At 34.8% G+C, this 14,403-nt stretch carries 13 protein-coding genes; 4 read left to right on the forward strand and 9 right to left on the reverse strand.

The genetic code is table 11. The annotated features are described in order from the left end of the window. Nucleotide 1 precedes the first annotated feature (1 nt). From OB_RS15445 to OB_RS15450, 3 genes are all read right to left on the reverse strand, one after another. Entirely contained in the window at nucleotides 2-337 is a 336-nt protein-coding gene (locus tag OB_RS15445) for a YwdI family protein (RefSeq protein ID WP_011067424.1), read from the reverse strand. A gap of 133 nt (nucleotides 338-470) precedes the next feature. After that, nucleotides 471-638, reverse strand: coding sequence for a hypothetical protein (locus OB_RS18520; protein WP_011067425.1), 168 nt, complete (start codon nucleotides 636-638; stop codon nucleotides 471-473). A 414-nt stretch (nucleotides 639-1,052) separates the two neighbouring features. After that, nucleotides 1,053-1,352 (reverse strand): phasin family protein, encoded by a 300-nt coding sequence (locus tag OB_RS15450; protein WP_011067426.1) that lies wholly within the window; start codon nucleotides 1,350-1,352, stop codon nucleotides 1,053-1,055. 513 nt (nucleotides 1,353-1,865) lie between these two features. Here OB_RS15450 and OB_RS15455 point away from each other — a divergent pair. After that, nucleotides 1,866-3,209: a YjiH family protein gene (locus tag OB_RS15455; RefSeq protein WP_011067427.1), complete on the forward strand. Its 1,344-nt coding sequence runs from the start codon at nucleotides 1,866-1,868 to the stop codon at nucleotides 3,207-3,209. Between the two features lie 82 nt (nucleotides 3,210-3,291). Here OB_RS15455 and OB_RS15460 read toward each other — a convergent pair whose 3' ends face one another. Further along, nucleotides 3,292-4,302 carry an acyltransferase family protein gene (locus tag OB_RS15460; RefSeq protein ID WP_011067428.1) on the reverse strand — a complete coding sequence of 337 codons (1,011 nt, stop codon included), beginning with the start codon at nucleotides 4,300-4,302 and terminating at the stop codon, nucleotides 3,292-3,294. A gap of 253 nt (nucleotides 4,303-4,555) precedes the next feature. Beyond that, the gene (locus OB_RS15465) at nucleotides 4,556-5,398 is read right to left on the reverse strand and encodes a Ku protein (RefSeq protein ID WP_011067429.1); all 843 of its coding nucleotides are present in this window, start codon (nucleotides 5,396-5,398) and stop codon (nucleotides 4,556-4,558) included. A gap of 101 nt (nucleotides 5,399-5,499) precedes the next feature. Between OB_RS15465 and OB_RS15470 the strand changes: the two genes are divergently transcribed. Beyond that, entirely contained in the window at nucleotides 5,500-7,296 is a 1,797-nt protein-coding gene (locus OB_RS15470; RefSeq protein ID WP_041544334.1) for a DNA ligase D, read from the forward strand. A gap of 82 nt (nucleotides 7,297-7,378) precedes the next feature. Here OB_RS15470 and OB_RS15475 read toward each other — a convergent pair whose 3' ends face one another. The 3 genes from OB_RS15475 to OB_RS15490 all read right to left on the reverse strand — a co-directional run bounded on the left by OB_RS15475 (nucleotide 7,379) and on the right by OB_RS15490 (nucleotide 10,954). Then, nucleotides 7,379-7,822: an OsmC family protein gene (locus OB_RS15475; protein ID WP_011067431.1), complete on the reverse strand. Its 444-nt coding sequence runs from the start codon at nucleotides 7,820-7,822 to the stop codon at nucleotides 7,379-7,381. A 206-nt stretch (nucleotides 7,823-8,028) separates the two neighbouring features. Further along, entirely contained in the window at nucleotides 8,029-8,853 is an 825-nt protein-coding gene (locus OB_RS15480; protein WP_011067432.1) for a TerC family protein, read from the reverse strand. A 367-nt stretch (nucleotides 8,854-9,220) separates the two neighbouring features. Then, on the reverse strand, nucleotides 9,221-10,954 hold the full coding sequence (locus tag OB_RS15490) for a phospho-sugar mutase (RefSeq protein WP_011067433.1): 1,734 nt from the start codon (nucleotides 10,952-10,954) through the stop codon (nucleotides 9,221-9,223). A gap of 184 nt (nucleotides 10,955-11,138) precedes the next feature. On the opposite strand from OB_RS15490, the gene OB_RS15495 reads away from it, so the two are divergent. Both OB_RS15495 and OB_RS15500 read left to right on the forward strand, forming a co-directional pair. Further along, complete coding sequence (locus OB_RS15495; protein ID WP_011067434.1) at nucleotides 11,139-12,233, forward strand: AI-2E family transporter; 1,095 nt, start codon at nucleotides 11,139-11,141, stop codon at nucleotides 12,231-12,233. A 15-nt stretch (nucleotides 12,234-12,248) separates the two neighbouring features. Further along, nucleotides 12,249-12,437, forward strand: coding sequence for an SE1832 family protein (locus OB_RS15500; RefSeq protein WP_011067435.1), 189 nt, complete (start codon nucleotides 12,249-12,251; stop codon nucleotides 12,435-12,437). A gap of 83 nt (nucleotides 12,438-12,520) precedes the next feature. On the opposite strand, the gene OB_RS15505 is transcribed toward OB_RS15500, so the two are convergent. After that, a complete protein-coding gene (locus OB_RS15505) occupies nucleotides 12,521-14,323 on the reverse strand; it encodes a cation:proton antiporter (protein WP_011067436.1) in 1,803 nt (600 codons plus the stop codon). Nucleotides 14,324-14,403: the final 80 nt, after the last annotated feature.

Below are 14,403 nucleotides of genomic sequence, written 5' to 3' on the forward strand. Positions count from 1 at the left end.
GTTAAAAATCAAATAATGAGTCTCCATTCGCTTCATCATCATCAGTAGATTTCTTCTTTTTTAATCCGCTTGATTTTGAAGTATTTCCAAGCATTGCCTTTATTTCAGCATCCGTAAATTGTGATTCAGAATCTGAATCTTGTATAATGTGTGGAGTTGTAATTGAGGAAACTGTTGATTCTTTATTTAAAGTGGGAGTTTCCTCATCAAATAACTCGCTTAACATACGGACATTTCCTATTCTTTTTTTTAATTGTGAGGAGTTGTTCGCCTCACGCTTGGCTGCTTCTAATTCTGCTATCATTTTATTAATGATGGTTTCATTGGAAACCGACATAACGCTCTCTCCTTCATTCATTCTTTCATGAAATTATAGCACGAAAGCTATTGATTTTATACAATTGTATATTGATGATTTTTACTATTAGCCCAAAATAAAAAAGGGTTTCGGAATGTCCGATGCCCCTCTATCACGAATTCATTGTATATAAATTTCCTTCTTTTGATTTCAGCTCTTCTTCTAATTGTTCCACCGTATAGCGTTCATACATCCATTGCAAAAATCTAATTTCTTCATCTTGCAATCTTCTCCCAAGCTTCTCCGTAGTATCATTACAAATTTGAAAAAAGCTTTGCATACCGGCAACTCCCCCTATACGTGCTACTAACTATAAACAATTATACTCGCTAAAACTATCGCAATCAATAGCAAATTGATAATTTACTGAATTTACAGTTTTCAGTTGGATAAGTGAATATTCATTCAGTAGGGGGTTTTTCTCCTTCATACCCTCTCAAAGCTTAGTTTCATCGCCTTGAATTATGCGTATTTATGCTCATTACCATACGAAATAAATACATATTTTTTTAAAAGAAGTTGGGACAAAAGTATAGATGCAAAAGATAAATCCGTGATTGGTTTTTACATACCCGCTATTAGAAATATACCCCACTTATTTAGCGGAGGCAAGTGCGCCTTCGTATATTTCTTACAGCTCATCCGTTATCTGACCAATACTTTTTTAGTTAGTCCCAACCTCTCTTAAAAGTGCTTATTGATCACTTAACTTGTCCTCTAGCTCTGTGAGTCTTGCACGAATTTCTTGAATGTCTTCTACGGTTGCAATTCCATAATCCTTGGCAAGCTGTTGAGTTTGTTGATGTTGTTTCGCATCCCACTCTTCTTTCTTCATACCGCCTTTTTCAATAAAGTTATCCATTACGGTTTTCGCTTGCTCTTGTGTTAATTCGTTTTTATCAACAAGTTCTTTCAGTTTCTTATCAAATTTCTCCTTGCCACTTACAGCAGCTCCTAAACCAAGTAAGAAACCTTTTCGTAAATAATCACTCATCTATTACACCCCCTTCAATGAAACATTCACTTTCAAAGATGCATCTGGAGAATAAAAATTCTCCGTATTACTTCTATTATAGTGAATGAACTACCATATCGTAAATTAATTTAACGAATCATTACTACATTATTTCCATAGTAGTTAGTATATTCCCGATTTGAATAGATTTAATCCATTTATTAAAATAGCTTCATTCACAATGTACTAGTGTTATCAACAAATGAATAATTAGTGATATTTAAATAATAATATTCATATTATAGGGACAAATTGATTTTGATTGAAATGGAAGTAGACAATAAAGAAATTGTGTTTTTAAGTTAGCTAAAAAGTGTCTGTGCAAATCGCACTCTGCAATGTAAATCAAACAAAGCAATGCTCGGATTTCTCATGTTTTCTTCATGAAGTAAAAAAATGATTGAATATACTTTCCTCATAATGTATAATTATGCAGTCGGTACAATCTACTATAAATACATTTAGATAAATATATATTTGGGGGTCAATATTTTGAAATCATATTCTTTTAGCGATCATTTGAAGTTCATTATACCTTCTTTAATTGGTATTTTCTTCTTTATGGTTCCTGTTACCGTTAATGGTGATATGACAATTCCAATTGCTTTATTGGCAAATTGGATACAAGATTTATTAGCAAATAGTCTGTCTGCAATAATGATGGTTATTATAATTATAACTGCTATTTCTACAGTTATTGCAAAATTTTTAGGTGAGGATGCTTTTAAGGAAAAGCCTTTCTTAAAGCAATTATTCTACACAAGCTCATTCTGGACGATTACTCGTGTAATTGCTGCAATTATTGCAGTCATGGTATTTTTCGAAATCGGACCAGAAGCAATCTATAATGAGAATACTGGTGGAATGTTATTACATTCCCTCTTACATGTTTTGTTTGCAGTGTTTTTATTCGCAGGATTGCTTTTACCATTGCTAACGAACTTTGGCTTACTTGAATTCTTTGGAACATTAATGACGAAGATTATGCGTCCTTTATTCCGTCTTCCTGGACGTTCTTCCATTGATGCACTTGCATCTTGGGTAGGTGATGGGACAATTGGAGTTCTATTAACTAGTAAGCAATATGAACAAGGTAATTATACCAAACGTGAAGCGGCAGTAATCGGTACAACATTCTCTGTAGTTTCTATTACATTTACACTAGTTGTGCTACAAGAGGTCGGTCTAGAGAGATTATTCCTGCCATTCTATTTAACAATTATTATTGCCGGGATTATAGCAGCACTTATTATGCCTCGAATCCCACCTCTATCTAGAAAAGCGAATACGTATGTTACGGATTCCAATAAAAAATTAGACGAATCCATCCCAGAAGGGGAATCTTTAATAAGTTATGGGTATAAGAATGCCATTGAAAGAGCGAGAAAAGAAAGCAGTGTTGCTAAGATATTAAAGGAAAGTGGTCAAAATATCCTTGATATGTGGATGGGTGTCGCACCTGTTGTTATGGCTATTGGTACGATTGCTGTTGTAATAGCAGAGTATACTCCATTCTTCCAATGGATTGGCACACCTTTCGTACCATTACTTGAACTTATGCAAATACCGTATGCACAAGAGGCTTCAGAAACATTATTGGTCGGTTTTGCTGATATGTTCCTTCCATCTATATTTATATCTAGTGTAGAAGCTGAAATAACTCGATTTATTATTGCAGCATTATCCGTAACACAATTGATATATTTATCAGAAGTTGGTGGCTTATTACTCGGATCAAAAGTTCCAGTATCTTTTAAAGACTTAGTGGTTATTTTCTTATTACGTACAATTATAACCCTACCAGTAATTACCTTAATCGCGCATATTATCTTTTAATAAAATGTTAAAATCCAAAAAGAACTCAGAGACTGTCTCTGAGTTCTTTTTTCATTACTATTAGTTTTTTATTTCCATATTACTAAGAATGTGTTCTAGTACGTTGATTGTTAATTATACTTCGAATGATAGACATCTTACCTTCAATTAACGGCTGTGACACTGTTAACACCGGTTTACTGGACAAGAGAATTACAATCATTGCCGATATACCAGCGACACCTATAAAATCTAACATGTTATTTACCGATAATATCTCATGTTGACGTAAAAACTGTACGATAAAACCGTGAAGTAAATATACATATAATGTTCTTGTACCTAGTTGTGTCAACCATCCAAAATTCCGCTTCGGTACCCAGGCTAACACACTAACAACCATCACTGCTGCTGTTGCATACACGAGCAATCTTGCAATACCACCATACTGTTCCATTCCCAAGTCACCATAAGATTTGGAAGCTAAAAGCCATCCAGAATTAAATTCTGGCATATAGTAAATAGCAATTGCAAGTACAGTCATTACCGCTAATGATACTACTTTTACAGCATTTCTTTTTACACTCATCATTTGTTTTTCAGTCACCCAATATCCGACTAAGAAGAATGGAAAGAATACAAATGTACGTGACAAACTAAATGTATGGCCTATTTCTCCAAAGTATCCTACTACCACACCAATTAGCACGGCTAATGATATACTGTAAAGTGGAGATATTTTCTTAAATACGATTAATAAAATATGCCAACTAAACAAACTAAATAGGAACCATAATGACCAGTGTGGGTGGAAAACACCTGTTTGCCAATCTGGTTTGCCAATATAGAAATAATAGATCGTATATAAAATTTGAAAAATCAAGTACGGTATAATTAATTTCTTTGCTAATTTCCATACATAACCTGCATTTCCTGAACCTTTAGCAAAGAAACCAGCTAATAGTATAAATGCTGGCATGTGAAACGTATAAATCCATAAATACAATGTGTTAATTCCCGCATATTCACTTGTAAATGGTTGAATCATATGACCAAAAACAACCAAGAAAATTAATAAAACTTTCGCATTATCAAAGAAAGCATTACGTTCCATATTCATCCCTCTTGTTGTATTCCAAAATTATTGTTGCATTATCCACTTTACCCGTTTTTCAAAAAAAAATCATATCAAAAGCCCATATTTCATCATTCTGTAATCAATTTGTAAGCCTTGAGCAAAAATGTAATAGAAATTCGGCAAAATTGCCATAAAGTAATACTTTATTAGGGAGGACCTTAACGCCTATTTAAAAGGTAGACGGATTTTCAATTTATGTAAAAAAGCCCCTAGAATGGTACTAGAGACTTTATGACGTTGCTTTTTTCTTCCTTGTAGCTGTTTTTTTCTTCGGTTGTTTTGGTTTTGGCTTGTCTTTCTTTGCTCGATCCAATGATTCCTGCAATGCATCCATCAGATTGGTTACATTATCTGGAGTTGATTTTGGTTCTCCACCAACTTCTATTTCTTCATTATTTTTCTTCGCTTCTATTAATTCTAATAGAGCTGTTCGATAATTATCTTGATATTTCTCAGGTTCAAACTCTGTTGTCAATTGATCAATTAATAATTTTGCTGTGTCCAGTTCTTTTTTTCCTACATCTGCTTGCTCAGGAACATTGGGCACATCTGACACAGCTCGAACTTCATCTGGATAATGAATGGTTTCTACAACTATTGCACTTTCATAAACACGAATGACAGCTAATTGTTCTTTAGAACGTATCATCATTTTCGCTATTCCAATCTTACCAGAATCTAATAAAGCTTCTCTCAATAAAGCATATGCCTTTGATCCCCCTTCGTTTGGAGACAAATAATAGCTTTTTTCAAAGTATATGGGATCAATATCCTTTAACTGAACGAAATCAATTATTTCTACTGCTTTATCCTCCTGTTCTTTCTTCAGTGCTTCTAATTCTTCATCGTCCAACACTACAAATTTATTTTTTGCATATTCATACGCTTTAACAATATCGTCATTCGATACATCCTCTTCACAGTTTGGACAAACCTTTTCATATTTAATTGGAGTTTTACACTTCTTGTGTAGTTGGCGAAGTCGTATATCTTTGTTTTCGGTTGCTGCATGCATTTTCACTGGTATGTTGACCAAACCAAAACTGATGGTTCCTTTCCACATTGTATGCATTCCGTTCCCTCCTTACAGTTATTTTGCAGTTCGCTTGGTTTTTTATACGAACGGAATAGTAAAAATAATAAAATCAGACAACCTATGATAGAGGTGGTTATATGGAATGGATGAAGCCGATAGCAAGTACAGAAATTCCTGTTGGTGATGAGTGGATATACGAGGTGAAGTATGATGGGTTTCGTTGCAAATTAATATGGTCTGTAGCAAATAAAATAACCTTGATCAGTAAAAATAAGCATAATATCACAAAGAAATTTCCGGAAATTATTCAGTGGTGTGAAAATAATTATGAATTCTTCAAAACTGCATTACCACTCGAGTTCGATGGGGAACTAGTAATATTAAATCACCGGTACCAGGCGAATTTTGCTCAAATACAAATCCGTGGAAGATTACAAAGTACAGACCGAATTGAAAAAAAAGCAAATCTTAGACCTGCAACATTGATGGTATTCGATTTAACCAAACTAAAAGGAAAAAAATTATATCAAAGCAATCTATCTTTACGGAAGAAATACCTTGATCAACTCATGCAAGATATACGGGGAGATGGAAGAATTAGATGTGTCGAATCATTCACTTCAGTCTCAAAAATTAATGAAATTGTATATGCAGCTAAATCTGAAGGTGTCGTAGCTAAAAGAAAAAAAAGCATATACCAAAAGGGAAAACAACATCAAAGTTGGTTTAAGATTAAAAACTGGCGATTAATACATGGAATTCTAACAGCATATAACCCAAGTAACGGCTATTTCACAGTTAGTGTACTGGAAAATAATCAGCCTGTTCATATTGGAAAGTGTAAACACGGACTAGAAAAAGATGCTTCTCAAACCGTACAAAAGCTTTTCCAAGAACAAGGCGAGTTCAAGGATGGTATTTACTATCTACCTCCAGCAATTACGAGTACAATCCACACATTAGATTTATATGATGAGGAGCTACGAGAACCTGAATTTAAGCATATTACATCATCAATAGCTTATTCAGAATGCACATTGGATAAATTACAATTAGATATGGCACAACTTCCCCATTCAATTGACATATCTAATACAGATAAATACCTTTGGCCAAATAATTATACTAAACAGGATTTATTAGTTTACATTCGTGAAATATCACCTTGGATGTTACCTTTTTTACGGCAAAAAGCATTGACTATTATTCGCTGTCCAGATGGAATTACGAAGGAATCCTTTTTTCAAAAAAACTTGCCAGACTATGCCCCAGACTTTTTATCATCCACTTCTGCTCAAGAGAACTATATTGTATGTAATCATCTGAGAAGTATCGTCTGGTTAGCAAATCATGGTTCGATTGAATACCATATTCCCTTTCAACGGATTGGCCATGTTACACCTTTAGAAATTGTATTTGATTTGGATCCGCCCGATCGCGAGCATTTTAAATTAGCTGTACATGCTGCAAATCTCCTAAAGCATATATTAGATGAATTAGAGCTTGTATCGTTTGTGAAAACATCAGGAAATAAAGGACTACAAGTATATATACCAATCCGAGAAGGAAGCATGACTTACGATGAGACATTCCTATTTACAGAAGCTATCGCAAAAACGCTCGAAAAATCATATCCAAACGATTTCACAACCGAACGAATGAAAAAGAATCGACATAATCGACTTTATATCGATTATGTTCAACACGGGAAAGATAAAACATTGATTGCACCATATTCACCAAGAATGACGAAAGAAGGTACTGTATCAACACCACTATATTGGAATGAAGTAAATAACGAGTTAGATCCTACTCATTTTACAATTGGTAATGTTATCAATCGGGTGCGTGAGATCGGCTGCCCTTTTGCAAACTATCATGATATGCATGAACAGCAACCTATGAAAAAGATGCTCCGCTTAGTCCGTGGATAACATGTATCCTTTTTAATTAAAAACCCGAACCATACTCTATTTTCCTGCTTAGAGCGGTTCGGGTCAGGGCTTAATATAGATTTTATTTACCGAAAGTTGGTTGCAATTCTATTTGTACATTACCTTGAATTGCTCTTGAAATCATACAGGAAGTTTCGGCTTTTTCTACAAGTTTTCTAACATGATTCCATTGTTTATCACTTGCCTCATTTTTTAAATCTACGAAAGGTTTATGAATGATTTTTTCGTATGTAAATACACCGTTGGTCACATCCACAATACCTTCTGATTCTAGAGACATTTTACTTAAAGGAAGTTCTGCACGTTCAATCATTGCAGCCAGTGTAATCACATAGCAAGTAGCAGCCGCCCCTAATAACATTTCATCTGGATTGCTACCAATTCCTGGTCCATCCATTTCTGTCGGAATTGAGATTTTTGTTTTTAAATTTCCTGCATCTATCGTTCCCTGGCTATTTCTTCCGCCAGGCCACTCTGCTTTTAAATAAAAATGATGCTGTGCCATCGTTATCCCCCTCTAGAATATTCAAACCTAATATAATCTTAATAATACACAACTAGCTAAGCTATGTACAAAAAATGCCAGCTGCTAATACTATTATTAAAATCCCCTAATAACATAAGTTATACAGGATGCATAAGCAACCGGAGGCTCATTAACCGCCTTAGAATTATTAGTGTAAATTTCTAAAAGCGAGATTCCATCTTTGATTAAGACAGTTCTTTTTCTTGGTTCTTCTTCGGACTGGAAGCAAACCAACCAACAACGGCAATTGCAACAAGTATAATATAGAAACTCACTTTCCAACCTGTTGAATGTGGGAAGTGTTCTGAAAGCCAGCCAATATCAGGGTTTGCCATTACAAGAACTGCTAGTTTCACCCCTACCCAGCCGACAATTAAAAATGCAGCTACTTCTAATGCCGGACGTTTATGAAGTACTTCCACAAAAATATTTGCAGCGAATCGCATGATGATTAATCCAATCATACCTCCTGCGAATACAACCATAAATTGTCCCGTATCTAAGCTGCCAATATTTCCTAAACCAGTAGCAGGTAATGCCACCGCTAGAGCTACTGCAGCTAAGATTGAATCCACTGCAAATGCTAAGTCCGCAAATTCCACTTTTACTACCGTTAGCCAAAATTCTTTTTTGGATGCCTGTTCAGGTTCTTTATTTGCTAATGCAGCTACAGACTCTTTTGCGTCTTCAGCTATTTCTAAATCCTCTTCTGGTTCTTTTTTCTTCTTAAATCGATCATATAAATTCTTTAACGAAATAAATAATAAATAGGCCGCGCCCAAAGCCTGCACTTGCCAAAAATCAACAAGGAATGATATTACAAATAATGAAGCGAACCTAAAAACAAACGCTCCTGCTAATCCATAAAATAATGCTCTTTTACGTTGTTTTTCAGGAAGATGTCGAACCATAATTGCTAATACTAAAGCATTATCAGCTGCTAATAAACCTTCTAAACCAATAAGTACCAGCAAGACCCATAAATATTCTAATAATAATTCTGAACCCATAATACATTAACTCCTCTTCTTTAGTGAGATTTCCATAAAGTGCGAGGGATTTCCGCGCTCCATGGTTTAACGAACCTTATCAAGGTGTTAGTGTCCATGCTCCTTTTCTTCTTCCCCAAAAAAATATGGACGTTTACTCACCGCAATCAACTCATTAGTAAAAAAGCACGTAAAAAAGCGAGACCTTTACCTACTAATGGTAGTGGTAAAGGTCTCGCTAACAACGGTCGTTGCCATATAAAGCCGGAGATTAAATCTCGTAATGACGACTTTAAATGTACAGCTACTCCCCTTTAATTTGCTATAAGTATATACCTATTAAATACTTTTTTTCTTCATCTGTCAATATAATTACGTAAACCAACTGTTAATCAATAATACGATTAACTCGCTGTTCTAACGATTCTTTAAGCCCAAGTAAACGCTGCTCACTATCTTCTGCGTTTGTTCCACGTACACCATAATAATATTTGATTTTCGGTTCTGTACCAGATGGTCGGAAACATACCCAACCGTCATCTTCTAACAAATACTTAATCATATTTTCCTTTGGCAGAATAATAGTTTCCTGCTTATCCTCTAATGTTAAAGTACGAACAGAAGAAGAATAGTCCTCGATAGCAATTACCTTCATTCCACCAATCTCAGCAAAAGGTTTCTCCCTAATAGAGGTTAAGATCTCCTCCATTTGTTGTGAACCTTCTTGCCCTTTCAAGGTTAAAGAAGTCATTCCTTCTAAATAATAGCCATATTTTTCATATAATACATCCAATGCATCAAATAATGTTTTTCCTTGCTGCTTCCAATAGTATGCCATTTCCGTGGCCATCATGGCCGCCTGAACAGCATCTTTATCACGTACAAAATCACTGATTAAATAACCGTAGCTTTCTTCAAATCCGAATAAGAAAGTTTCACCTGTCGTATCGTAATGATTTATTTTTTCTCCAATATATTTAAAGCCCGTTAACGTATCAATTGACTCTACTTGATTTGCTTCTGCAATCGCACGTCCTAACTCTGTCGTTACCACTGTTTTAATCATACGAGGTTTCACAGATTTAGACTTATCGATGTGTTTAACAATATAATCAAATAACAATACACCAAGTTGATTTCCAGATAGCACTTGATATTCACCTTCTGAATTTTTCACTGCTACACCTAATCGATCTGCATCTGGATCTGTACCTAATAAAATATCTGCATTTGTTTGCTTTCCTAAATTAATTGCTTTAGAAAATGCTTGATGTTCTTCTGGATTTGGGGATTCTACTGTTGAAAACTCAGGATCGGGTTGAGCTTGTTCTTCCACCACTGCAATCTTAGAGAATTGAAGTTGCTTAAGTCCTTTTGTTACTAAATCAAGAGCAGTACCGTGTAATGGTGTAAATACAATCTGTATATCCTTTTCACTTTGCTTATCTTCCAATGAAAGTTGAGTTATTTCGTATAATCTTTCTAAATAAGCTTGATCTACTTCATCATTTAACCAGGTTAACTTCTCTTGTTCTTCGACTTGCGATTGTTCTAATATCGGTACAGTTAGTTCGTCTTTTGTTTGCTGTATGGATTCCACAATTAACTTCGCTTCAGCTGGGACAATCTGAGCTCCATGTTCATTATAAACTTTAAATCCATTATATTCTGGCGGATTATGACTAGCGGTTATCATAATACCTGCTACAGTATTCAGATGTCGGACTGCAAATGATAGCAAAGGAGTCGGGCGCAATGATTCAAATACATATGTATGTATACCGTAGTATCCTAATACCTTCGCGGATTCAATTGCAAATTCTTTAGACATATACCGAGAATCATAGGCAATGACAATCCCTCTATTTTTTGCATCATTATAGTTCGTTAACAAATAATCAGCCAATCCATTAACTGCTTTTCTTATGGTATAAATGTTCATCCGATTTGTTCCTGCTCCAAGAATCCCTCGCATGCCTGCTGTACCAAAAGATAGTTCTTGATAAAAAGCATCTTCCAACGCACTTCTATCATTCTTTAGTTTATTTAAATTTATTTTCAGAGAATCATCTAACGCTGTAAACATATTCCACTTTTCAAACATTTTTTCCCAGTTTTGCACACACGTATCCTCCCAAATAACAATATGCCAAAATTTTAGCATACTTTTATCACTAATACTATAACTCTCGTTTAGCGATACTTAAAATAGGCAATTACTAGATAATAAGAGAATAATCTTTCTAATCCATGTAAAAAGATGTAAAATAATACTAATCATAGACGATAAAGAAAGTAGTGATGTTATGTCGCAAAAGCGATGGTTTCAAGTGTTAATGTTCTTTATACTCTTATTTCTGCTAATTCTTTTAATTTCACAAACAAGTTTTATTTTCACTCCTTTACTGCAATTAATTGGGGCAGTAGCACTTCCGATTATTGGTGCGGGGATTTTATATTACCTTACCAAACCTGTAATGAACTTTTTAGTGAAGCGAAAAGTACCTAAAATTCTATCCATTATTATCGTGTTTCTGTTAATTATTTCTGTGATCGCGTTGTTTGTTCTATTCATTTGGCCAATCGCTCGTGATCAAGCCAACCGATTAATCGAAAGCGTTCCAGGAATGATTAAAATGGTTGAAGATTTTATCTCCTATTGGCAACAAAATTACTCCAGTATTCCTGATCAAGTAATTTCTGCTATTAATGATTTTGCACAAGATATTCCTGCATATTTAGAAAATGCAACAAGTAATATATTTGGATTCTTGGGAGCATTTATCGGACAGCTTGTCAGCATTGTACTCGGTGTAATTCTTATTCCTTTTTTCTTATTCTTTATGTTAAAAGATGGGAATAAATTAGTTCCATTTATCACTCAATTATTTGATGAAAAGAAAGCGAAAAACCTTCAAAACTTACTTAGTAAAATAGATAAAGTGTTAACATCGTTTATTCAAGGACAATTACTGGTGAGTTTAGCTGTAGGTATCTTACTATTAATTGGTTATCTAATTATAGGATTGCAATATTCAGTTATCCTTGCATTATTTGGAATGTTGATGAATGTTATTCCATTTTTAGGACCATACATTGCTGTAATACCAGCTCTTCTCGTTGGGGCATTCCAAGACCCGATGAACATTTTCTGGGTAGCAATAATTATGTTGGTCGCTCAACAAATTGAAAGTACATTAATCTCTCCAAATGTGATGGGGCAAGTATTAAATTTACATCCACTTACTGTTATAACTGTTATATTAGCAGCTGGAAGTATTGCAGGCTTTATTGGTATACTGTTTGCTGTACCAATTTATGCGATAATTAGAACTATAGCTATTCACTTTTATCAAACTTATGTAAAATCCAAAAAAGATAAAGAAGATGCACTTATTTAGAAAGGAGATGTTCTTTTGAAAACTCGTCAAGAACTTGAGGCAAAGCTAGATGAATTAAAATCCGACTATGTACGCATTCAAAGTGATTTGGATAAGTTAGAGTATGTTAAAGGAAGAGTATCCTCAGCAGAAGGACAATTAATCCGTTTAGAAGGGGAAATTGCTGAGGTTAATCGTCAACTGGATGAACTTCCTACTAATTAATATGAATGGAGTTACGACTCAAATATAGAATAATGTAAAACTCCTTGGAATGACCAAATACTGGTTTTCCAAGGAGTTTTTAATTACTCATTATTCGGCTTTGTTAAGCTAACGATCACATCTCCTGACACTGGAATAGTACGCATTTCTTCAGAGAAGAATTTAAGCTGTCCAGAAGGCTTGATTAAAAATAAGAATACCGTTTCTGGATCTTTCTTTTCCTTATAATGATCAAACGTAAATTTTTCACTCAATGTCGTCTGTCTTATCGTAAATCCATCCTCTACTTTTTCGACGAGTTCTTCCAAGGAGAACTTTTTATCAAATAAAATACGTCCGCCTACTTTTGAAACTACTCCAGTAGAGTAACCATCTTCAAAGTTCGTATAAGGACTGACTTTAAATACATTTGTCCTTCCATACTCCGGCATAAACGTTGTACAGATAAGAGAATTATAGGCATGATCATGTGTTACGGTTAGTAAATACTCATAAGGTATCGTATCAAGATGTTGCTCTGTTTGTTCTGATAGCATACTACCGTGATAAACATGCAATCCGGCATTTCGAGCTAATGCTAGATCTTCCCATGAAGAACTTACAATGATTGCTGGGTATTTTGCTTCTCCTAGTGATTTGGCAAGTTCAATAGTAAATGGATTACTGCCAACTATTAATGCTCCTGGATTACCTTCGTTAGACAATCCCAATTTCTTTGATAACCAACCAATAGAAAATCCATGTGCCACTACGGTAAATATAACAAGCGCAAATGTAAGAGCTGTTAAAATAGAAGCATCCTCATATCCTGCGTCACTTAACACATTTGCGAAATAACCTGAAACCGTTAATGCAACAATTCCACGTGGTGCAATCCAACCAAGTAATGTCTTTTCATTTAAGCTTAGGCCAGTTCCAATTGTCGATAAGAATATAGACAATGGACGAACTGCAAACATCATAAGAAGCACATATAAAATAATATTTGGGCTAAATATTTGCATGATCGTTTCTCTATCTAAAGAAGCAGTTAACATTATAAATATTGTGGAAATAAGCAATACTGAAATATTCTCTTTAAAATGACGCATATCAGAAATAGAACTTATTCCCATATTAGCTAGGGTAATACCCATTGCTGTTACCGATAGTAGTCCTGTTTCATGCATTACTTCATCTGCAAGTGTAAAACATAATAGAACGACAACTACAATGGCTGGGGACTTTAAAAATTCAGGTATATGTCCCATTTCAAACATCCAACCAAGTCCTTTACCAAGAACATAGCCGATGAATACTGCAAACAACGAAGCTGCGAAAAATAGTATTAATTGCATTGCATCTGGATTTGATGCCGTTAAAAAGGTGATAATTTCAAATGCAAACACCGCTAGAAGTGCTCCAATCGGGTCTACAATAATCCCTTCCCATTTTAAAATTTTGGCAGGACGAGCCTTCAATTTGGCTTGACGAAGTAGTGGCATTATTACAGTTGGACCTGTAACAACAAATAAACCACCAATAACAAACGCTACTGCCCAAGATAGTCCAGCTATATAATGAGCCGTTAACGACCCTAATATCCATGCAATAAAGGCTCCAATCGTTGATATCCGAAATACAGGCCTTCCTATTCCACGTAACTCCTTAAAGCTTAAATTCAAACTACCTTCAAATAGTATAATTGCTACTGCCGCTGAGATAAATGGACTATAAAGTGCCCCGAAATCCTCTTCTGGATTAATAACTCCAAAGACAGGACCGATTGCTAACCCTGTAACCGACATTACGACGATGGCTGGTAATCGAAAGCGCCATGCAATCCATTGAGATGCCACTCCAAGCACTCCGATTAACATTATTTCAAATAATAGAGAAGGAACCATACATTACCCTCCTTTTTCTTTTTTTGATATAAAAACATTTTATATATGTCAGGGTGATATGTAAATAAATTTAGCGTGGG

The sequence above is a fragment of the Oceanobacillus iheyensis HTE831 genome, assembly GCF_000011245.1.
Taxonomy (GTDB): Bacteria; Bacillota; Bacilli; order Bacillales; family Amphibacillaceae; genus Oceanobacillus; species Oceanobacillus iheyensis.

Coding starts and splice junctions, on each gene's coding strand:
- OB_RS15445 (WP_011067424.1), bottom strand. CDS start 337: ATGTCGGTTTCCAATGAAACCATCATTAATAAAATGATAGCAGAATTA.
- OB_RS18520 (WP_011067425.1), bottom strand. CDS start 638: ATGCAAAGCTTTTTTCAAATTTGTAATGATACTACGGAGAAGCTTGGG.
- OB_RS15450 (WP_011067426.1), bottom strand. CDS start 1,352: ATGAGTGATTATTTACGAAAAGGTTTCTTACTTGGTTTAGGAGCTGCT.
- OB_RS15460 (WP_011067428.1), bottom strand. CDS start 4,302: ATGGAACGTAATGCTTTCTTTGATAATGCGAAAGTTTTATTAATTTTC.
- OB_RS15465 (WP_011067429.1), bottom strand. CDS start 5,398: ATGCATACAATGTGGAAAGGAACCATCAGTTTTGGTTTGGTCAACATA.
- OB_RS15470 (WP_041544334.1), top strand. CDS start 5,500: ATGGAATGGATGAAGCCGATAGCAAGTACAGAAATTCCTGTTGGTGAT.
- OB_RS15475 (WP_011067431.1), bottom strand. CDS start 7,822: ATGGCACAGCATCATTTTTATTTAAAAGCAGAGTGGCCTGGCGGAAGA.
- OB_RS15480 (WP_011067432.1), bottom strand. CDS start 8,853: ATGGGTTCAGAATTATTATTAGAATATTTATGGGTCTTGCTGGTACTT.
- OB_RS15495 (WP_011067434.1), top strand. CDS start 11,139: ATGTCGCAAAAGCGATGGTTTCAAGTGTTAATGTTCTTTATACTCTTA.
- OB_RS15505 (WP_011067436.1), bottom strand. CDS start 14,323: ATGGTTCCTTCTCTATTATTTGAAATAATGTTAATCGGAGTGCTTGGA.